Source organism: Gallaecimonas aegicerasi, assembly GCF_045291545.1.
Taxonomy (GTDB): domain Bacteria; phylum Pseudomonadota; class Gammaproteobacteria; order Enterobacterales; family Gallaecimonadaceae; genus Gallaecimonas.
Genome location: NZ_CP149514.1, coordinates 670,672 through 689,279 on the forward strand (window position 1 = coordinate 670,672; position 18,608 = coordinate 689,279).

At 56.9% G+C, this 18,608-nt stretch carries 20 protein-coding genes; 8 read left to right on the forward strand and 12 right to left on the reverse strand.

Going from position 1 to position 18,608, the window contains the following annotated elements:
• Positions 1–25 precede the first annotated feature (25 nt).
• The 4 genes from WDB70_RS03240 to rlmM are packed head-to-tail and all read left to right on the forward strand — an operon-like array spanning position 26 to position 2,970.
• Positions 26–955, forward strand: a complete 930-nt coding sequence (locus tag WDB70_RS03240) for a transcriptional regulator GcvA (protein ID WP_406666569.1) — start codon at positions 26–28, stop codon at positions 953–955.
• Positions 942–1,535 carry an alpha/beta fold hydrolase gene (locus WDB70_RS03245; protein WP_406666572.1) on the forward strand — a complete coding sequence of 198 codons (594 nt, stop codon included), beginning with the start codon at positions 942–944 and terminating at the stop codon, positions 1,533–1,535. The genes WDB70_RS03240 and WDB70_RS03245 overlap by 14 nt, the downstream gene beginning before the upstream one ends.
• A complete protein-coding gene (locus tag WDB70_RS03250) occupies positions 1,535–1,906 on the forward strand; it encodes a DUF423 domain-containing protein (RefSeq protein ID WP_406666574.1) in 372 nt (123 codons plus the stop codon). Before WDB70_RS03245 ends, WDB70_RS03250 begins: the two co-directional genes overlap by 1 nt.
• Positions 1,903–2,970 carry a 23S rRNA (cytidine(2498)-2'-O)-methyltransferase RlmM gene (rlmM, locus tag WDB70_RS03255; protein WP_406666576.1) on the forward strand — a complete coding sequence of 356 codons (1,068 nt, stop codon included), beginning with the start codon at positions 1,903–1,905 and terminating at the stop codon, positions 2,968–2,970. The genes WDB70_RS03250 and rlmM overlap by 4 nt, the downstream gene beginning before the upstream one ends.
• Here the strand turns inward: rlmM and WDB70_RS03260 are convergent.
• Entirely contained in the window at positions 2,959–3,300 is a 342-nt protein-coding gene (locus WDB70_RS03260) for a hypothetical protein (protein ID WP_406666578.1), read from the reverse strand. The two genes, rlmM and WDB70_RS03260, sit on opposite strands and share 12 nt — an antisense overlap.
• An 88-nt stretch (positions 3,301–3,388) precedes the next feature.
• Here WDB70_RS03260 and WDB70_RS03265 point away from each other — a divergent pair, with 88 nt between their 5' ends.
• The gene (locus WDB70_RS03265) at positions 3,389–3,784 is read left to right on the forward strand and encodes a phosphate-starvation-inducible protein PsiE (RefSeq protein WP_406666580.1); all 396 of its coding nucleotides are present in this window, start codon (positions 3,389–3,391) and stop codon (positions 3,782–3,784) included.
• Here the strand turns inward: WDB70_RS03265 and WDB70_RS03270 are convergent.
• Positions 3,781–4,659, reverse strand: coding sequence for a LysR family transcriptional regulator (locus tag WDB70_RS03270; protein WP_406666582.1), 879 nt, complete (start codon positions 4,657–4,659; stop codon positions 3,781–3,783). The genes WDB70_RS03265 and WDB70_RS03270 overlap by 4 nt on opposite strands.
• A gap of 103 nt (positions 4,660–4,762) precedes the next feature.
• On the opposite strand from WDB70_RS03270, the gene WDB70_RS03275 reads away from it, so the two are divergent.
• Positions 4,763–5,866: a citrate/2-methylcitrate synthase gene (locus WDB70_RS03275; RefSeq protein WP_406666584.1), complete on the forward strand. Its 1,104-nt coding sequence runs from the start codon at positions 4,763–4,765 to the stop codon at positions 5,864–5,866.
• A gap of 124 nt (positions 5,867–5,990) precedes the next feature.
• On the forward strand, positions 5,991–7,658 hold the full coding sequence (locus WDB70_RS03280; protein ID WP_406666586.1) for a thiamine pyrophosphate-dependent enzyme: 1,668 nt from the start codon (positions 5,991–5,993) through the stop codon (positions 7,656–7,658).
• Here the strand turns inward: WDB70_RS03280 and WDB70_RS03285 are convergent.
• Positions 7,633–8,172, reverse strand: a complete 540-nt coding sequence (locus tag WDB70_RS03285) for a GNAT family N-acetyltransferase (RefSeq protein WP_406666588.1) — start codon at positions 8,170–8,172, stop codon at positions 7,633–7,635. The two genes, WDB70_RS03280 and WDB70_RS03285, sit on opposite strands and share 26 nt — an antisense overlap.
• A complete protein-coding gene (locus WDB70_RS03290; RefSeq protein ID WP_406666590.1) occupies positions 8,169–9,125 on the reverse strand; it encodes a diguanylate cyclase domain-containing protein in 957 nt (318 codons plus the stop codon). The genes WDB70_RS03285 and WDB70_RS03290 overlap by 4 nt, the downstream gene beginning before the upstream one ends.
• 111 nt (positions 9,126–9,236) lie before the next feature.
• Between WDB70_RS03290 and WDB70_RS03295 the strand changes: the two genes are divergently transcribed.
• Complete coding sequence (locus WDB70_RS03295) at positions 9,237–9,746, forward strand: DUF6942 family protein (protein ID WP_406666592.1); 510 nt, start codon at positions 9,237–9,239, stop codon at positions 9,744–9,746.
• Positions 9,747–9,787: 41 nt separating this feature from the next.
• Here WDB70_RS03295 and WDB70_RS03300 read toward each other — a convergent pair whose 3' ends face one another.
• The 8 genes from WDB70_RS03300 to WDB70_RS03335 all read right to left on the reverse strand — a co-directional run bounded on the left by WDB70_RS03300 (position 9,788) and on the right by WDB70_RS03335 (position 18,584).
• Positions 9,788–11,440, reverse strand: coding sequence for a dipeptidyl-peptidase 3 family protein (locus WDB70_RS03300; protein WP_406666594.1), 1,653 nt, complete (start codon positions 11,438–11,440; stop codon positions 9,788–9,790).
• A 129-nt stretch (positions 11,441–11,569) separates the two neighbouring features.
• Positions 11,570–12,271, reverse strand: a complete 702-nt coding sequence (locus WDB70_RS03305; RefSeq protein WP_406666596.1) for a tRNA-uridine aminocarboxypropyltransferase — start codon at positions 12,269–12,271, stop codon at positions 11,570–11,572.
• A gap of 45 nt (positions 12,272–12,316) precedes the next feature.
• On the reverse strand, positions 12,317–13,324 hold the full coding sequence (locus tag WDB70_RS03310; protein ID WP_406666598.1) for an isocitrate dehydrogenase: 1,008 nt from the start codon (positions 13,322–13,324) through the stop codon (positions 12,317–12,319).
• Positions 13,325–13,511: 187 nt separating this feature from the next.
• Entirely contained in the window at positions 13,512–14,267 is a 756-nt protein-coding gene (locus tag WDB70_RS03315) for a YdcF family protein (protein WP_406666600.1), read from the reverse strand.
• Positions 14,268–14,271: 4 nt separating this feature from the next.
• A complete protein-coding gene (locus WDB70_RS03320; RefSeq protein ID WP_406666602.1) occupies positions 14,272–14,940 on the reverse strand; it encodes an SDR family oxidoreductase in 669 nt (222 codons plus the stop codon).
• Entirely contained in the window at positions 14,937–15,680 is a 744-nt protein-coding gene (gene xni / locus WDB70_RS03325; RefSeq protein WP_406666604.1) for a flap endonuclease Xni, read from the reverse strand. The genes WDB70_RS03320 and xni overlap by 4 nt, the downstream gene beginning before the upstream one ends.
• A gap of 1 nt (position 15,681) precedes the next feature.
• Complete coding sequence (gene ppnN, locus WDB70_RS03330; RefSeq protein ID WP_406666606.1) at positions 15,682–17,040, reverse strand: nucleotide 5'-monophosphate nucleosidase PpnN; 1,359 nt, start codon at positions 17,038–17,040, stop codon at positions 15,682–15,684.
• 2 nt (positions 17,041–17,042) lie between these two features.
• Positions 17,043–18,584 (reverse strand): diguanylate cyclase domain-containing protein, encoded by a 1,542-nt coding sequence (locus tag WDB70_RS03335; protein ID WP_406666608.1) that lies wholly within the window; start codon positions 18,582–18,584, stop codon positions 17,043–17,045.
• Positions 18,585–18,608 lie beyond the last annotated feature (24 nt).

The following is an 18,608-nucleotide window of genomic DNA, read 5'->3' on the forward strand; positions in this document are numbered from 1 at the left end:
AACTTATCAACCACTGAAGGTAGCCATGGCCCGTCACCTGCCGCCGCTAAATGCGCTAAAGGCCTTTGAGGCCGCCGCCCGGCATCTTAGTTTCACCCGCGCGGCACAGGAGCTTTTTGTGACGCAGGCGGCCATTAGCCACCAGATCAAAACCCTCGAAGACCACCTTGGCCTGAAGCTGTTTCGCCGCCGCAATCGCTCATTGCTGCTCACCGAAGAAGGGCAGAGTTACTACCTCGATATCAAAGATATTTTCACTCACCTGGTGGAAGCCACGGCGCGGGTGTTGGCCCGTAGTGCCAAAGGCACCCTGACGGTGGCACTGCAGCCAAGTTATGCGATTCAGTGGATGGTGCCGCGGCTGAGCCGCTTTGCGGAGGCGCACCCGGATATTGATGTGCGCATCAAAGCAACTGAAACAGAAGAAGGTGGCCTCACCGACGATGTGGATGTGGCTATTTACTATGGCCGCGGGCACTGGCCGGGGCTACAGGCTGACCGCCTGCAAACCGAATACCTGATCCCGGTCTGTTCACCGTTATTGCTGGCTGGCCCCAAACCGCTGGCCAGCCCGGAAGATCTGGTGCATCACACCCTATTGCATGATGGCAGCCGTAAAGCCTGGCAATCCTGGGTTAAACATCTGGGGCTGAGCCACCTGATCAAGGTTAACCAGGGGCCTATTTTTTCTCACTCGACAATGGTGCAGCAGGCCGCCATGCATGGTCAGGGTATTGCCCTGGCACATTCGGTGCTGGCCGAGCCTGACATCAGTTCCGGCCGTTTGGTGGTGCCGTTTAATCAGGTATTGCGTTCGCCCTATGCTTACTATCTGGTCTGCCAGCAATCGCAGGCGGAGCAGGGCAAAATCACCGCCTTTAGAGACTGGCTGCTGGCGCTGGTTAAAGCCGAAGAGCACCGGATGTTGCCGGAAGACGCTGATGTCCAAGGCTGAGCTGGTACTGGCGCACGGTAGCGGTGCTGGCCAGCAGCACCCGTTCATTGAAACCATCAAGCAAGGGCTGGTCGCGGCAGAGGTGGCGGTGACCACCTTTGATTTCCCTTATATGCAAAAAGCCATTGCCGCTGGCAAGCCGCGGCCGCCGGATAAATTGCCGGTACTGGTCGAGGCCATGCTTGATGCCTGTGGTGAAACACCACGGCCACTGTGGCTGGCTGGTAAGTCGTTGGGGGCGCGAGTGGCCATGCTCAGTGCCACCGCTCTGGCGGCGCGCGGCTGGCCGGTGCGGGGAGTGCTGGCCCTGGGCTATCCCTTTCATCCGCCAGGTAAACCAGAGCGACTGCGAATGGCGCCTATTGACGAATTAACGGTACCTGGCTTGATCCTGCAGGGGGAGCGAGATACCTTTGGCGCCCGCGCGGAAGTCGAAGGTTACGGCCTGACAATCCCCGTGCAGTTTCTACCTGACGGTGACCACAGTTTTAAACCGCGCAAGCGCAGTGGCTTGACCGAGTCGGACAACCTGCAAGCGGCCATCAAAGCCATGCTGGCATTTATCGAGGAGACCGCCTGATGCGAGGATTTCTGGCGCTGGCCGCGTTTTATGGTGCCAGTGGTGTGCTGATGGGCGCTTTTGCGGCCCATGGCCTGAAGAGTCAGTTATCAGCCCAGATGCTGGAAGTGGTGGAAACGGGCGTGCGTTACCAGTTTTGGCATGCCTTGGCACTGCTGGCAGTGGTGTTGCTGACGGGCCGTATTAACAGCCACTGGCTTACTACCGCCGGCTGGCTTTTTGCCGTTGGGGTCGTGCTCTTTTCCGGCAGTTTGTATCTGCTGGCACTGACCGGCAAAACATTTTTTGGACCCATTACTCCTATCGGTGGCGTGTGTCTGGTACTGGGGTGGCTGGCGTTGATGGTCGCTGCCTTGAAGGAGAATCTGTGAAACAGCTGCTGCTTTATTGCCGCCCTGGCTTTGAAGGTGAATGTGCCCAGGAAATTGAAGCCCGCGCTGCTGAGCGAGGGGTATACGGTTTTTGCCGCCTCAAGGGCAATACCGGCCTGGTCTTGTTTGAATGCTATGAAGTCAATGACGCCGGCAAGTTGCTGGGGCAATTACCGGTCAGCCAGCTGATCTTTGCCCGGCAGATGATCCGCGTGGCGCCACTGGTAACCGATTTACCTCTGGATGACCGCCTTAATCCTCTGTACATGGCGGCAGCAGAAGACTTGCCGGAGTGTGGTCAGTTATGGGTGGAAACGCCAGACACCAATGCCGGTAAGGAACTGAACCGATTATGCCGTGCCATTGCCACGCCAATGCGGGCTTTTTTCCGTAAGGCTGGCAAGCTGACCAGTCGTGATGAGGCCGAAAAACCAGTGCTGCATGTCTGCTTTACCGCAACCGACAGCGCTTATATCGGTTACACCCTGCCGCGCACCCATAACCCGCACTTGATGGGGATCAGCCGGCTGAAGTTTCCCAAGGACGCGCCCAGCCGTTCAACGCTGAAGCTGGAAGAGGCCTTCTACACCTTTTTGTCGAAAACTCAGCGGGAAAAACGCCTGCAAACCGGCATGAATGCGGTGGATTTGGGGGCAGCTCCCGGGGGCTGGACTTATCAGCTGGTGCGTCGAGGCATGATGGTAACCGCTGTTGATAATGGCCCTATGGATCAGGCTTTGATGGACAGTGGCCAAGTCAAGCATGTGCGTGACGATGGCTTCAAATGGTTGCCGAAAAAGCGCAATGTGCATTGGCTGGTTTGCGACATGATCGACAGCCCGAAGAAAGTGGCCGGGCGGATCTGCGACTGGTTTATCGATGATTGGTGCCAGGAGGCCATTTTTAACCTGAAACTGCCGGTGAAGCGACGCTTCCATACGGTGGAGGAGTGCCTGGAGCTTATCTATACCCGCCTGGAAGAGGCTGGCCTAGGTTACCGGCTGGCGGCCAAACACCTGTATTACGACCGCGAAGAAATTACCGTTTATTTGTCACGGGGCTGAGGGCTCGTCGTCCTCGCCCGGAAACAGATCGTCAGGCTGGCTGGCTTCATTATCGAGGATGAAACCTATCCGCACACCGTAGTCCGTACGGGTGCAATAGGTGATGGTGCCAGACAGCTTTAATTGCGGCTCCCGGTCCATGAATTCGACAACCGCCGGCACGTGCTCAGGCACCGGTTCCATCAGTAATACGCCAAGGCTTTTCTCGCCGGCATCCAGCGCCATGCCATCAAAATGGCGACCATCCTGTTTGAGCTGAACCTGCACCGGATATTCAAACACCCGGCGCGGTAATTCACGGTATTTGACCACCGGCGGCCCTCTTTGCATGTCACTATTTGTACTTTAGCGGTTGGTCATTGATTGTCCAGTCAACTCGACGTAGGGTGAGAGCAGCTTCTCGGAAAAAGGCAGACTGATGAACCCGATGCAAAGCGCTGGTCGGCGGCTGATGATCCTGGCTCAGGATCTGGTGTTATACATTGTTGGACTGGCCACGCTGATCCTCATCGGTGAGGAAGTCTGGACCATGATTGATAACCGCGCAGTGGAGTTGGCCGACATCCTGCTGCTGTTTATCTATCTGGAAGTACTGGCGATGGTGACGCTGTACTTGGAGTCCGGCAAGCTGCCCGTGCGCATGCCCCTTTATATAACGATTGTAGCCCTTGCCCGTTATTTGATTCTGGATATGAAGGAAATGGACAACCTGCGCATGCTTATTGTCGCCAGTGCCGCCTTGATCCTGGCGTTAACAGTGCTGGTGATCCGCTATGGACACCTGAAATTTCCTTATTCTCGTGGCGATGGTTAGTGCCAGTAATCTTTACAGACACCGATAAAATCCAGTGCTGCCGGGCTCAGGCTATGGCCTTTGACAAAGAAAATGCCCACCTGGCGTTCGATAGAAGCAAAGGGAAACTCATCCAATGGCCGCAAGTGCTGTAACTGCGGCAACTCAGCAATAACCCGGTCACTGATATAGCCAACAGCCAGTCCCCGGTCAATTAAACTCAGGCGCAGGTTGAGGCTGGAGATCTGCCAGATCATCTGAAAATGATCGCGCAGTTTGTCTGGATAAGGGCGTTGATCCGGTTCATCCAGTGAAGAAACAACCAGCGGAATGCGTCCCAGTTGGCTGTTGCTTAACGGCTGCTGGTGCAGCCGGTGTTGTGGGCTGATCAGCAGCCGGCGATTTTCTTCATAAATAGCGATACGCTCGAACTGCGCCATGCGGGTTTCAAAAGGCCCCAGCCCCAGCTCGACTTCGCCGTTCAGCACCGATTGGACGATGCTACGTGACGGCTGTTCGATGATCCGCAAGCGGGTTTGCGGCCACTGCTGGCTAAACAGCGCCACCAGATCCGGCCCGGCAAAGCGATTATTGGTGCTGTCAATGGCGACGCTCAGTTCCTGGTTGGCCCCCTGGCTGAGGCGGTCAATGTCTTCCAGTACCAACTGCTCCTGGCGCAGCTGCTCATCGGCATAATGAAAAAGCCGCCGCCCGGCAGCACTCAATTTGATAGGGCGTTGCCGCAGCACCAGTGTCTGGCCCAGCTTGGCCTCCAGCTGTTTAATGGACTGGCTGACGGCCGATTGGGTCAGGTGCAGTTCGTTGGCAGCACTACGAAAGCCTCCTACCTTGGCCAAGGTATGAAAAATACGCAGTTCGCCGCTTTCCAATCGCATTTGATAAGCCTGACTTATCGAAAGTTCATTTAGTTTGATTAGATTAACACCGAAAAGGGGCTTTTAATAACGGCTCATTAATTTCACGATGGGCAAGCGATCTATGAGCACTGAGATAAATATTGGCCTGGAAGGTGTGTTGGTCGGTGCTACAGCCATATCCAATGTCGAAGGTGATATTGGCCGCCTGAGTTACCGAGGCCAGGATATTCAGCAGTTGGCCAAAGCCCCTCTGGCCGCGGTGATTGCACTGGTACTGGCTGACCGGCAACTGAGCGCAGATGAAGCCCGCACACTTGATGGCTGGCTCGCTGGCGAGGCAGAGCTGGCTGCGGTGGAAATGCGGGTGTTGGAACAGCTGGGCCGTGATCAGCACCCCATGGCGGTACTACAGGCTTTGGTCCCCATTACCGATACCCGTGCCCGCACACCTTTGCCAGCCTTCATGCCGGAACACCTGGAAGCCAGCCTGGTGTTGACTGCCAAGCTCAGTGCTATCACCCGGGTCTGGCACAACCTGGCGCACTACGGTGCTGTTGAGCCGCTGCCGGACGGGTTGGGTTTTACCGAAAAGTTGCTCACCGGCATTAACCGTAAGCCGCCGGGTGAACAGGCCATTCGCGCCCTGGAAACGGTACAGATCCTGCAAATTGATCACAGCTATAACGCTGGCACTTTTGCCGGCCGGGTAGTCGCCTCAACCCAGGCTAGTCTGGCCGCCAGTATCAGTGCCAGCCTGGGCGCTTTGTCCGGGCCTTTGCATGGTGGGGCCGATGAGGCGGCTATTAAAATGGCCCGTAAAATTGGCAGTGCCGAGAAAGCCGCCGGCTGGGTTGCTCAGGCGCTGGCGGACAAAGTCAAAATCATGGGTATGGGGCACCGGGAATACCGCCGCCTGGACCCTCGTGCTGGTATTCTCAAGCCCATGGCTGAGCAATTTTGTGAAGGTACCCACTATCAGGGGTTGATGGAAACCCTGATGGCGGTGGAGGCGGCTTGTCAGGTGGAGTTTGCCAAAAAAGACAAAGAAATTTACGCCAACCTGGAATTTTATAAAGGTGCGGTTTATCTGGCGTTGGGCATTCCGGAGCATTTCTTTACTGCCTTGTTCGCCTGTGCGCGAATTGTCGGCTGGAGTGCTCACTTCTTTGAATTCAACCAAGCTCCGAGGTTGATCCGGCCGCGTGCTCAATACATTGGCCACTAAGAAAAAGCCCGCTTGTGCGGGCTTTTTACTGTCTAGGTGAAAGCTGAACGGCCTCTTTGCTGCGGTGTGACGATTTAAATCATTTGTGTTCGAATGAATAGGCGTCACAACCAAGGAGCAAGGTATGAACCTGTCAGGTGTGTTGTTGAAGGTGCTGGTGGCTAATGGTGTCCGGCAGCTGTTTGGTATTCCCGGCGATGCCATCAATGCCGTGACCGATGCGGTGCGGCGCCAGGATGATATCCAGTTTATTCAGGTGCGCCACGAAGAAGCCGGTGCTTTTGCAGCCTCGGCGCAAGCTAAGCTGACCGGCCAGCTCAGTGCCTGCCTGGGTACCGCCGGCCCCGGAGCCATTCATTTGCTCAACGGTTTATACGATGCGCGGCTCGACCATGCACCGGTGTTAGCTATTACCGGCCAGGTAGAAACCGGGCACTTGGGCAGCCAGTATCATCAGGAGGTCAACCTTGATCGGCTGTTTGCCGATGTGGCGGTGTATTCGCGCACCGTGGTGGATCCGGCGCAGTTACCCAAGGTAGCGATAGAAGCCTGCCAGGCTGCACTGGCGCATGGCGGCGTGGCTCACATTGCCTTACCTGCCAACCTGGCGGCCGAACCGCTGGCTTTTGATGAGTTACAGCAATTACAGGCGCCGCGAGCCGGCCGTCTAGTGGCTGACCCCGACAGCAGCCGTGAAGCGGTGGCCTTGCTCAATCGTGCCAAAAAGCCAGTGATCCTGGCGGGTATCGGTGCCAAAGATGCCGCCCCGGCCTTGCGGCAACTGGCAGAGCGGCTGCAGGCCCCCATTATCCGTACTCTCAAAGCTAAAGACTTTATTGATGATAATGATCCGCTGTGTATCGGTGGCTTGGGTCTACTGGGTGGCAAGCCGGCTGTCAAAGCCATTGAGCAGTGCGATCTGCTGCTGATGCTGGGCACGGATTTTCCCTACCAGGCGTTTTATCCAACGGATGCCAAGGTGATCCAGGTCGACACCCACCCGGGCCGCATTGGCCGCCGTCATCCTGTGACTTTAGGCGTTGTGGCTGATGTGGCGCAGGTGCTGCCGCCGTGGCTGGAGGCCTTGGCCAGCAAAGAAACCGGGCTATTGAGCCCAATGCGAGAAGAAAAGCAGACCATGCTGGCTCAGCAAGAGGCCGATGAAAGCAGCACTGAAACCCCCATTCATCCAGCCAGATTGCTTACTGAAGTGGCAAAAGCAGCACCGGATGACGCTATTTTTACGGTCGATACCGGCACCGTAACCGCCTGGGCAGCGCGCCATTTACGGCTGCGTGGCCAACAACGTTTTGTGCTTTCTGGGGGCCTGGCCAGTATGGCTTTTGCCTTTTCCGGAGCCATTGGTGCGCAGCTGGCATATCCGCGTCAGAAGGTGTTTGCGCTTTGTGGTGACGGTGCCTTCACCATGCTGATGGGTGATTTTGTGACGGCTGTTAAGTACCAGCTGCCTTTGGTGGTGGTGGTTCTTAACAACCACAAGCTGGGTTTTATTACCCTCGAACAGGAAAGTGCCGGCTTACCGGACTGGGGCACTGATTTAACCAACCCGGATTTTGCTGCACTAGCCAATGCCTGCGGCGGTGAGGGTATCAGTATCACTGACCCCGATGAGATTGCCCCGGCGTTAGCGCGGGCCCTGGCCAGTGACGGGCCGGTGCTGCTGGATGTACAGACCGATCCCAACGCCTTGATCATGCCACCGAAGGTTGAGCTATCACAAGCTGTCAGCTTTGGTGTTGCCAAACTTAAGGAGCAATGGGAGCGATGGTAAGCAAGCGCTGGTAGCGCCCCTCATCAAAGTGACTATCGCGCCAGGGCACTTGCTTGCGTACCGCGACGAGGTCAAAACCGCATTTTTCCAGCACCCGTGCTGACGCCCGGTTTTGGCAATCGATACGCGCCTGAACCTGGGTCACCGGCCAATCTTGCTGGAGGTGCTCCAGTAGTGCCGAAAGGGCTTCGCTGGCAATACCCTGGCGCTGGTGTGCGGGCGCCACGGTATAACCGACTTCGGCCTGTTGGCCGCTGATCACCAGCGCCAAGTCGCCCAATAACTCGCCGCTGTGGCGATCACAGATAGCCAACTGTACCCAGTGCCCCGGGGTGCCGACCGGCTGGCTGATGATTTGCCGGTACAGCGCTTTGGCATCATCCAGGCTGTAGTGTTGCCAGCTTTGGTAACGGGCCACATCGGGGTGGTCACGGTAAGCGGCAAAAGTACTCAGATGAGCGGGCGACATCATGGCAATGCGTAAGCGCGTGGTATGCAAGCGGATATCGTTCATGCTGATCCTTCAGGTAAATAAAAACCGCTTTTGCCGGCGCTTTTGACACGGTACATGGCAGCATCGGCCCGGGCTAGCGCTTGTTCAAAGCGTTCACCGGCGCGTACCTGTTCGATACCTATAGACAGGCCGACCTGGGCATCACCGTTATCAACACTAAAGGGAGCCTGCATTGCCTCAAGGCACTGTTGGGCCAGAGCCTCAGCACCGGTGCTATCGCTGGAGCGCGGTAACAGCAGCAAAAATTCGTCACCGCCGAGACGACCCAGGGCGGTGTCGCCATCAATGAGTGCCTGTAGGCGGTGGGTCAATTGCATCAGTAACTCATCACCGCTGCGGTGGCCCAGCTGGTCATTGACGGTTTTAAAATCATCCAAGTCGATGAAACATAAATAAAACGGTCCTTGCTGGCGGCGCAGGTAGAACTGCCGTTCCAAGGCCCGGCGGTTCAGCGTGCCGGTGAGCGGGTCGTGCTCAGCCAGTGCCTGCAATTGTTGCTCGTAATCTTTTTCCTGGGTCATATCGATATGCGTGCCCATGACCCGCAGCGGTTTGCCGTTGGCATCCCACGCAACGACCCGGCCGCGATCCAGCACCCAGGTAATGCGGCCATGGTGACCAACCATGCGGTGCAGTACTTCGTAAAAAGGGGTTTTGCCTTGCAGATGAGCGTAAAAATTTTCCAGTACTTCGTCTTTATCGTCCGGGTGCAGGTGTGCCTGCCAGACATCAAAATGCGCGGCTTTGACCTTGGGCTCATAGCCGAGCAGACTGCCAAAGCGGCGATTGAAGATAATCAACTTGCCGCTGGGCACATCCAATTGCCATAGGCACAGGCCAGTGCCATCCAAGGCCGCATCCAGTTTGGCGCGGGCATCATCGGCGATACGCTGCAGGCGAGCGTTGTCTTTTTCCAGCTGACGGAGGCGGGCCAGCAGCGCTTGTTGATCCATTGCACAGACTCAGAGGCGTTCGCATTTAATGCTCGCCGTTGTAGGCTTGGCTGTAAAGTCAGAAATCGTGGCCAGCACTAATTAACGGCCAGCGACAGCAAGGAACATGTGGTGGTAGCAGGATTGGGTGACCCTGAGGCGCGGGTCAGGGTGTATGTGGCCAAGGCGCCACCGTTAAGTGAGTATCAGCAACTGTCGGTAGTGCAACCATTACAAACCGGTGAAATTGCCGCCATTAACAGTGCCTGCGGCAATGGCTGGCGCAAGGTGTTTAATGTTTACGCCAAGCTGCTCTACGCTCTGCCTGCTCCGTGGCGGCCACAGCCGGCGCCGGAGCGCTGGCAGGACTACCGGGGTAGCCGGTTGTTGCAGGCAGGCTCCGGTACGGCGCTGTTATTCAGCCCGCCAACAGCAAAGCCGGGCCTGCATATTATTGCTGGCCGACAGCATGCCCGGGCCTTGGCCGCAGCAGACCAGCTACCTGCCAGACTAAGTTGGCTGGACTGTGCTTTTGCCGTCGCTGACCAGGGTACATTGCTAGTCTGCCCCTACCTGGACTACCGGCAGTTGTCTGACCGTCAGATCCAGCGGGTCAGTACTCTGGTGGCACAACTGCCATAAAAAAGCCGCCAGATGGCGGCTTTTTTAGTGCTTGGCAAGACTTAGATCTTGGTCGGGTAGAGGGGCTGAATGTCCACGGGAACATCGCCCAGGCTGGCGTTGACCGCCCGCACGCCATCATCAATGTGGCCATACTTGGCTAAAAAGGCTTTTGCCTCGGCATAATTACCATCGCCCTGTACGACGACAACGTCATGCACCAAGTCGGTAATGGCTTGCTCCAGCTTGCCAAAATCGATGCGGTATAAGCCGTCTTGCTGGCGCTTGAGTGCGCCGTGGGCCAGGTAGTAGCTGTATTGGTAAGCGGCGCCAATGCCGTGCGCTTCATGGATGCCAAAACGCATGGAGCGGAACAGCCCGGCGGCGTAGGTTGCCAGCAGGTTGTTTTTCTCGCTGCTCGGAAGCTCACCTTTTTTCATCAAAAACAAAATGTTGTAGGCGCCCATGACGTCGGCTTTACCTTCCTCGATGCCCGAATAAAGCTCTTGTAGCTGGGCAGCAACGGTAGTGGCTTTGCCGTTGACGACAATGCTGCCTGGGCCCAGGGAGTGGGACATTTCATGGAACAGGGTCTCATAGCCGAAGTATTTCTGATCCAGCAAGGCAGCCTGCTTTGGCACCAGAATATGCGCTGCCATCGGTTTGAGAATACGTTCAAACTTGGCGCCCATGACATTGTTCAACAGAACCTTTTTAGCTCCTTTGGCTTCACGAACCCGCTCGTCATTGGGCAGGTTGAAGGCAATGGTCTGCACGCCCGGAACATTGTCACCACCGCCCTGAATTTGATCGGCAACCGCGATCGGCGATGCAAAACCGCGCTTGAAGTTCTTGTAATGCTCCGGCACCGGCAGGTTGGCTTCCATGGCACGCAGGTACTTCTTAAAGCGGTCGAGCTTGGCTGAGGCTTTGGGATCTTTGATGGTGACAAAGGCTTCAAAAGCTGTTTTGTAGCCGAACAGGCCATCGGTATACGTTTCGTAGGGACCAATGGCCACTTCGATCGGTGTGTCTTTGAGATCCATCCAGGCCAGCTCTGACTGGAAGTAATCATCGGTGCGGAAAGCTTTAGCGCGCAGGCTTAGGAAACGCTTGAGGCTGGCGTTATGGGTAATGGCAGCGGCCTGTTCCAGCAGCTTGGCGGCCGGCTCCAGCCATTGCTGGTAGTACTGGGAGTAGGGAATGGCCACCAGTTTGCCGCCCTGACGCCGGATCACCGTATAAGGGCTGGTAAACGCGGCTTTGTCGTTCGGGTGCTTGGCCAGCCAGGCAGTAAACTCGGCCTTGCTGAGGTCGGCCGGGTAGAAGCCAGCACCGGCAGTATTTGCCTTATTGCCCCAAAAAGGGTGGCCGGCAGCCAAGCTGTCCCAAGGGCCAAAATGCTCGTCGAACATGTTCAGCAGCAGGGCTTTATCCGGGCGCTTGCTGGCGGCAATATCGGCGCGGATCGCCGGGTTCTGCTCGTTAACCTGGCGCAGGTAGATCTGGCTCATCAGCTGGGCGGCCTGGATCAATTTATTCACCACCTGCTTTTGCTCGTTGTTGAGAAAGGCGGTGTTTACGTGCATGGGCACCGGCACGATTTTGTCGCGTTGTTGCTGCAGGTTGTAATGGCTGGCCGGTTCGGTGGCGCTAGCAAGGGTTGGCAGCGCCAGTGAGGCGGTCAGTGCCAGGGCAAGGGCAGTGTGTTTCATTGGTTTGGGACCTCTTGTTGACGGGTCGTTAAAAAGCGCCCGCTACCTTGGCTCAGCGCGGGGGGGAGTGCAAGGGGCTGGGGCTGATTTTGCGCAGTTCGTTGAATAATCCGTGACAAGTGGTGCTTGTTAATCCTGCGCCTTGAGTAGCGCGGCCAGCGTAGTTAATGCCCGTTCGGCAGGTAAACGCTGGCGCTTGGCGGCCAGGTAGTGCTCGGAAAATGTCTGTAACCAGGCACTTAGCAGCGAACTGTTGGCGTTTTCGCCAGCCTGCTGTAGCAGCAGTGCCGCCACTTCGGCGGTACAAAGGTGGCCATCACGGTATTGTTGGCGCAATTGGTAGGCTGACAACAAAGGCTCATCGATGGAGGTGACCGGCAGGGCATCCAAATACCGGCTGGTGCGCAACATCTTACGGGCCTGTTGCCAGGTGCCATCGAGGATCAGCAGTTTCACCGGGCCTGTCTCGGGTAGCGGCGTAAGCCGCTGCGCAGCCACATAATGACGTGGGAAAACAATGCGCGTATTGCCTGTGCTGAACCACTGTTCCAGGCCAGCAGCAGGCTCGGTGCGATGCCACTCAAAGGCTGCCGTTTCCGGCAGCACATCGCAGATGAGCTTGCCGGTATTGCTGGGCTTAAAAGGCTCATTGTGGTGCATCAGCAAGCCAAATTGCAGTCGGCTTTGCAGCGTTGGCCGGTACTGGCACAGGCAGAGTCGTAGCGGCAGGCAGCACTGAGCGCAGCGCTCGACACGGGCGCCGCGGGCTAGGTAAGGGCGGCGGCTGTCTTGCGCTAATTGGGCTTTGAGAGCGAGGACGGCATTCATCATCAAAAAAAGGCCCCAAACGGGGCCTTCGGTGTAGGCGCTTGCGCCTTACAGGCGCTCAAGGATCGCCTGGGTAAACTCGGTGGTGCTGGCATTGCCGCCGAGGTCACGGGTGGTACGGTCGCCACTGTCGATAACCTCTTTGAGGGCGCTGCGGATCTTCTCTGCTTTGTCCTGCATACCCAGGTATTCGAGCATTTGGATAGAGGCCAGGATCACCGAGCTGGGGTTGGCGATGTTCTTGCCGGCGATATCCGGTGCAGAACCGTGTACCGCTTCAAAGATCGCGGCGTCTTTGCCGATATTGGCGCCAGGAGCCATACCCAGGCCACCGACCAGACCGGCACACAGATCCGAAACGATGTCACCGAACAGGTTGGTGGTAACAATCACGTCGAAGCGTTCCGGATACATCACCAGGTTCATACAGCAGGCGTCGACGATCATTTCTTCAAAGGCGATGTCGTCATAGCGCTTGGCCACTTCCCGCGCCACTTCCAGGAACAGGCCGGAGGTAGACTTGAGGATATTGGCTTTGTGCACGGCAGTGACTTTCTTGCGGTTTTCGCGGCGCGCCAGTTCAAAGGCAAAGGTAACGATGCGCTCAGCGCCGTCACGACTGATCACCGAAGTGGCTTCTGCGAAGGTACGGTCTTCATTGACCTTCTGGCCAACACCGGCGTACATGCCTTCGGTGTTTTCACGCACGGTGATGATGTCGATGTTGTCGTAACGGGACTTGGTGCCTTTGAACGACAGTACCGGACGCACGTTGGCGTACAGCTGGAATTTTTTACGCAAAGACACGTTGATGGACGTAAAGCCACCACCGACTGGCGTAGTCAGCGGCCCCTTGAGGGTAACCTTGTTCTTTTCAATCAGATCCAGGGTGGCCTGCGGCAGCAGCTCGCCGGTTTCTTCCAGCGCTGCCAGGCCCGCTTTGGCAAAGTCGTATTCAAAGTCGCAGCCGGCTTTGTCGAGAACTTTCAGGGCTGAATCGATGATGTCCGGGCCGATACCGTCGCCGGGGATCACGGTGATGCGTTGTTTAGTCATGGTGCACTGACTCCGTGCGTGTCTGTTATCTTATGCGAAAGCCATTTGTCGCCACTACTGTCGATGGGAAGGGCAGTCGGATGGCGCCTGTGAAGCGCGATTTTATAGCATAAATACCGGCTTTTCTCCACACATTGCCTGCCATTGCCTATGCGACTTTGGGCCAATTATGGCCGCCGATATGGTCCTAAAGGTCACCGGGCCGTTGTGCCTGCACATTCCAGCCTAACCATTGGTACAGATAGTAACGGGTCATACCGAGATACTCATGCAAGGCAATGTCGGTCAGGGTCAGATTATAGGCCAAGGGCAGCGCACTGCGGTACGGCATCAGATAGCCTGCCCCGACCGGGGTGGCGTCAACACCAAAATGGCGAAAGTACAATGCCGCTCTGTGCAGGTGAAAAGCAGAAGATACCAACAGCTGGTTATCCGCAGCCAGGCTGGCCAGTATGGGCGCACTGAACTGGGCGTTTTGCCAGGTATTGAGGCTGCGTTTTTCAAGGCGCAATGCTTCCTTGGGAACCCCCAGTGACTGTAGCGCCTTGCCGTAGACGGCGGCTTCACTACGGCCGGTGCCGGCGGCATCGCCACCACTGACCAACAGCCAGCAGCGGCCACCGGCGCTTTGACACTGGCGATACAAGGTAGCGGCCTTGAGTAGTCGGGCATCGGCAAATACACCGGGCGAAACCTGCCCATCGGGGCGCTTGACGGTGCCGGCACCAAGCAGAATGATGACGTTGCGTTGCCCCCAGTGCTTCACCGCCGTACCGGGGGCTGATTGCAAGGCTGCCAATAATTGCCCCGGCAGCCAGCCAGTACCCGCCAGTAAGAGCAGTAGCAGGCCACTTAGCGCTGCCGACCAGGCGGTTTTTGGCCAACGGCGCCGGGCCGCGATGGCGGCCAGCAACAACAGGGCGAGCAGTACCAGCAGGGTCATGGCCTCACCAAGGCAGGGCCCTGCCGTCGAAGGCAAAAAACTGGCCGCTGCGCTCGGCATCAAGCGCATCGATTTGTTGCGCCAGACCGTTGGCGCTGTCGATTACATGCACCGGTGCCTGGCTGCCGCCCATATCGGTTTGAACCCAGCCCGGGTGATAAATACCCACATGAATGGGCAGGCTGGCCCACTGCAAGGCCAGGCTGCGGGCTGCGGCATTGAGCGCCGCTTTACTGGCGCGATAACTGTATTGACCGCCACTTTGGTTTTCGCTGATGGACCCCATCACCGAACTGATAAAGGCCACTTTGCGGCCTTGCCCTGCTTCCAGGTTGGCCTGTAATGCCCGGCTCAGCAGTAACGGAGCAGTGGCATTGACGGCAAAGCTGTGAGCAAAGGCATCGGCATTGATATCGGCTAATGTGCCTTCCCGGTACAGTACACCCGCATTGTGAATAACGACATCTAGCGGCGTATCTGACAGTTGCCCGGCCAGTGTTGCAAAGCTGGTCGGGTCGTTCAGATCCAATGCCAGCGCCTTGGCTCCCATGGTGCTGAGTTGCTCCAGAGCGTCTTGATTACGGGCGGTGGCAAAGACCTTGTGTTCAGGAAGATAATGCTGGGTCAGGGCCAAGCCAATGCCCCGGCCGGCACCGGTGATTAAAATATTCATGGCTGCTCCTTAATGCGTAAGTCACTCAAAGAAAAAGGCAGTGGCAGATCGGTTTGCAGTTTCACCAACTGACGGGCCAGCCTGGCGGCCTGCTGGTGTTGCTGCACTTTGCTGACACTGCTATCAACGTCATCGGTCGCGAGGATCGCCTGAAGGTGACCAAAGCGTTGTAATAGGGCGGCGGCTGTTTTTGCGCCGACGCCGGGCACGCCGGCAATACTGTTGGTGCTGTCACCGGTCAGGGCGAGAAAATCCACCAGCTGGCTCGGCCGTATGGCCAGCTTTTGCTGCCAGTGCTGGCCGTCGAGAAACTGCCGGTTGAACGGGTCGTACTGGACAACTCCGGCGTCCAGTAACTGCGCGTAACCTTTGTCGGTAGAGGCAATGGCCACGGCAATATTATGGCTGCGGGCCGCTACGGCTAGGCTGGCAATGAGGTCGTCGGCTTCTTCGGCCTCAGGGAACCAGCTGCGTAAGCCAGCCGTTTGCCATTGGCCTGCCAGCGCACTGAAGCGAGGCGGTAAATCAGCCGGCATGGGTTTACGGCCGGCTTTGTAGTCAGGATAGCGCTGGTAGCGCCAGGACGGCGCCTGGCCATCAAAGACGGCCAGGGCGTGGGTCGGTTTCAGGGCACTTTGCAAGCGTTGCCAGGCGTTGACGCTGGCCGCTACTACCTGTTCGGCATTGGCGGCATGTAACCGGCGGATCAGGTTCAGGGCGTCAATCAGCAACAGCCGCATGTCAGTGCCGTTCCAGGGTATAGCAGGGCTCGTAGGTGGTACCGGGTAACTTCATGCGGCCATGGGCGACAAAGTCTTTTAGCAGCGTGTCCATGCTGGCCATCAGTAAAGGGTCACCATCGATGCGGAACGGGCCGTGCTTTTCCACCGCGTGGATCCCCTGTTCCTTGACGTTACCAGCAACGATCCCGGAAAAGACTTTGCGCAGGTTAGCGGCCAGGGCGGCTTTATGCTGATGCAAATGTAACGGCAGGCTGGCCATGGCATCATGGCTCGGTTCGAAGGGCAACTGTAGCTCCGGCTCAATGCGCAGTGACCAGTTAAAGTAGTATGCGTCGCCTTCGGTGCGCCGGTAGGTCAGTACCTGCGGCATGGCGTTTTTCAGGTGCCGGGCCACTTCATCCGGGTCATCAATGATCACCCGGTAATGCTCAGCGGCTTCCGGCCCGAGCGTAGTCTGAATAAAATCATCCAGGCGCTTGAAGTAACCGGCACTGGAGGCCGGGCCGGTGAACACCAGCGGCAGTACCTGTTTGGCGTTTTCCGGGTGCATCATTACCCCCAGCAGATACAACACCTCTTCAACGGTGCCGACGCCACCGGGGAAGACAATAATGCCATGCGCCAGGCGCACAAAGGCTTCCAGGCGTTTTTCAATGTCCGGCATGATGATCAGTTCATTGACGATGGGGTTGGGCGGTTCGGCGGCGATGATCGACGGTTCGGTCAAACCCATATAACGGGCGCCGGTGACGCGTTGCTTGGCATGGCCGATCGTTGCCCCGCGCATTGGTCCTTCCATGGCCCCTGGCCCGCAGCCAGTAACAATATTCAGTTCGCGCAGTCCTAACTGATAACCGACTTCGTGGCAGTATTGGTACTCTTCGTCACTGATCGAATGGCCACCCCAGCACACCACCATGTTCGGAACACTGCTGGGTTGCAAGGAGCCGGCATTGCGCAAGATGGCAAAGACCAAATTGGTGATATGGCTGGCTTTGGTGAGGTTATAGTCGTGGCGCCGTTCCAGATGCGAGGACACATAAAGAATGTCGCGCAATACCGAAAACAGCCCTTCATGAATACCGCGGATCAGCTGACCGTCGACAAAGGCTTCGGCTGGCGGGTTAACCAGTTCCAGCTTGACGCCGCGCTCACGGCGCAAGACATTGACTTCGAAGGTTCTGAATCTTTCCAGTATTTCTTTACTGGAGTCGGTCTGGCTACCGGAATTAAGTACTGCCAGACAACAATTGCGAAACAGCTGGTAAAGGCTCGAACGGGAGCTGGCCTTGAGGCTGTCCACTTCCATCTGTGACAGCAGACTCATGCTGCCAATCGGGCTGAGCTGTACGATCATAGTTAGTCCTGGTTGATGATCACGACCTTGTCACGGCCACCATGCTTGGCCTGGTACAGAGCCTGATCGGCCCGCTCAAAGGCGGCCATCGGCTGTTCGTAAGGTTGTACCTGCGTTGCGCCAATTGAGATAGTGATGCGCACGTCCTCATCGCGAAATTTAAACGGGATCTGGCGAACGGTTCCGGCCATTTTCTCCAGCGGCCGGTGAATATCCTCATCGCTCAGTTCCGGGAATAAAATCACAAACTCCTCGCCACCATAACGGGCAATGAAGTCGGTTTCACGCAAACAACGGCGCAGGCTGTGGGCAATAAAGCGCAGGGTTTTATCACCGGCCGTATGGCCGTAGCTGTCGTTAATGTCCTTGAAGTGATCGATATCGATAACCGCCATCCAAAGCGGGTGACCAAAACGCTGTAAGCGTTTGTGCTCTACCGACAATCGTTCATCAAAGGCGGCCCGGTTAGGGAGCTGGGTCAGGCTGTCGGTCAGGCTGTCAATGCGCTGCTGGGCCAGTCGGTCACGGTACTGTTCGGCGGCGCTTTCCAGATTGGCCAGTTGTTGTTCCATGTTGCTCAGGCGTTGTTGTTGTGTCTGCCAGGCTTCGCTTTCCAGCTGCTGTTTTTGCTGCCACAACACTGTCAGTTGCCCCAGCGTATCACAGACCTCATCCCAGCCGCTGACTGCAGCGGCATCATTGAGGCTGCTTAGCTGGGCACTGATGTCTTCGTTGAGCGTGGCCATGGCTTTGGATTGCTTTTCACAGCTACTGAGCACATCACTTGCCTGCTGGTGCAGGCTGATCAGGTTGGCACTGACTTGGCTGAGGTAACGTTTGGCTTGCTGGCGTTCATCATCCAGCACCCGCACCATGATTTTCAGAAACTCCAGGCACAGATTCATCAAGGCGTCGCGATTCATGGGTGCCAGTAATTGGCGACGGATCTGATGTAAATCGTGGTCGGCACCGGACAGCCGCAACCGCGACACCAGCGACATCAGCTCGTCCATCATGTCGGCTTCGCTGGTTGTCTGGCTCATTGCTATACCATCGGGGGTGCGGCGCTGCAAAGAGACTACCTTCAGGAGCAGGCTGAGTGCATCCTGGGTGGTGGGCAGCAACCGATAAAGACTGACCCGGGGCAGGTACAGTTCGGCCATCAGGCTCTTTAGCTGTCGGCGCAGGTCACCGGGCAGGCCGTTGAGATGGTGGAGCTGTTTGAGGGTTTCGTTGAGGCTGTTTTGCCAGCCGCTAAGGCGTTGTTCGTGCTGACTTTGCTGCTGGCGCAGGTATTCGCTGATAGCAGTGAGTTGGTTTTGGTAGCGGCCGAGATTATCAGTGTGATTGAGCAGGCTGCTGAGCCGGTGCAGATGGTTATCAAGTTCAGGGTCCAGACCATAACTGAGATGGCTGATGCGTTGAACCAATTGCCCCAGGGTAGCCAACTGCTGGTGGTATTCCTGCTGCTGTTTTTCTTGTTGTCGCAGACTGCTGGCGAGACGTTCTCGCAACTTGGCGTCCAGATCGATCGGCTCACTCATCGGACAGCATCACTTTTTATAGGT

Coding starts and splice junctions, on each gene's coding strand:
- WDB70_RS03240 (WP_406666569.1), top strand. CDS start 26: ATGGCCCGTCACCTGCCGCCGCTAAATGCGCTAAAGGCCTTTGAGGCC.
- WDB70_RS03245 (WP_406666572.1), top strand. CDS start 942: ATGTCCAAGGCTGAGCTGGTACTGGCGCACGGTAGCGGTGCTGGCCAG.
- WDB70_RS03250 (WP_406666574.1), top strand. CDS start 1,535: ATGCGAGGATTTCTGGCGCTGGCCGCGTTTTATGGTGCCAGTGGTGTG.
- WDB70_RS03260 (WP_406666578.1), bottom strand. CDS start 3,300: ATGCAAAGAGGGCCGCCGGTGGTCAAATACCGTGAATTACCGCGCCGG.
- WDB70_RS03265 (WP_406666580.1), top strand. CDS start 3,389: ATGAACCCGATGCAAAGCGCTGGTCGGCGGCTGATGATCCTGGCTCAG.
- WDB70_RS03270 (WP_406666582.1), bottom strand. CDS start 4,659: ATGCGATTGGAAAGCGGCGAACTGCGTATTTTTCATACCTTGGCCAAG.
- WDB70_RS03275 (WP_406666584.1), top strand. CDS start 4,763: ATGAGCACTGAGATAAATATTGGCCTGGAAGGTGTGTTGGTCGGTGCT.
- WDB70_RS03280 (WP_406666586.1), top strand. CDS start 5,991: ATGAACCTGTCAGGTGTGTTGTTGAAGGTGCTGGTGGCTAATGGTGTC.
- WDB70_RS03285 (WP_406666588.1), bottom strand. CDS start 8,172: ATGAACGATATCCGCTTGCATACCACGCGCTTACGCATTGCCATGATG.
- WDB70_RS03290 (WP_406666590.1), bottom strand. CDS start 9,125: ATGGATCAACAAGCGCTGCTGGCCCGCCTCCGTCAGCTGGAAAAAGAC.
- WDB70_RS03300 (WP_406666594.1), bottom strand. CDS start 11,440: ATGAAACACACTGCCCTTGCCCTGGCACTGACCGCCTCACTGGCGCTG.
- WDB70_RS03305 (WP_406666596.1), bottom strand. CDS start 12,271: ATGATGAATGCCGTCCTCGCTCTCAAAGCCCAATTAGCGCAAGACAGC.
- WDB70_RS03310 (WP_406666598.1), bottom strand. CDS start 13,324: ATGACTAAACAACGCATCACCGTGATCCCCGGCGACGGTATCGGCCCG.
- WDB70_RS03315 (WP_406666600.1), bottom strand. CDS start 14,267: ATGACCCTGCTGGTACTGCTCGCCCTGTTGTTGCTGGCCGCCATCGCG.
- WDB70_RS03320 (WP_406666602.1), bottom strand. CDS start 14,940: ATGAATATTTTAATCACCGGTGCCGGCCGGGGCATTGGCTTGGCCCTG.
- xni (WP_406666604.1), bottom strand. CDS start 15,680: ATGCGGCTGTTGCTGATTGACGCCCTGAACCTGATCCGCCGGTTACAT.
- ppnN (WP_406666606.1), bottom strand. CDS start 17,040: ATGATCGTACAGCTCAGCCCGATTGGCAGCATGAGTCTGCTGTCACAG.
- WDB70_RS03335 (WP_406666608.1), bottom strand. CDS start 18,584: ATGAGTGAGCCGATCGATCTGGACGCCAAGTTGCGAGAACGTCTCGCC.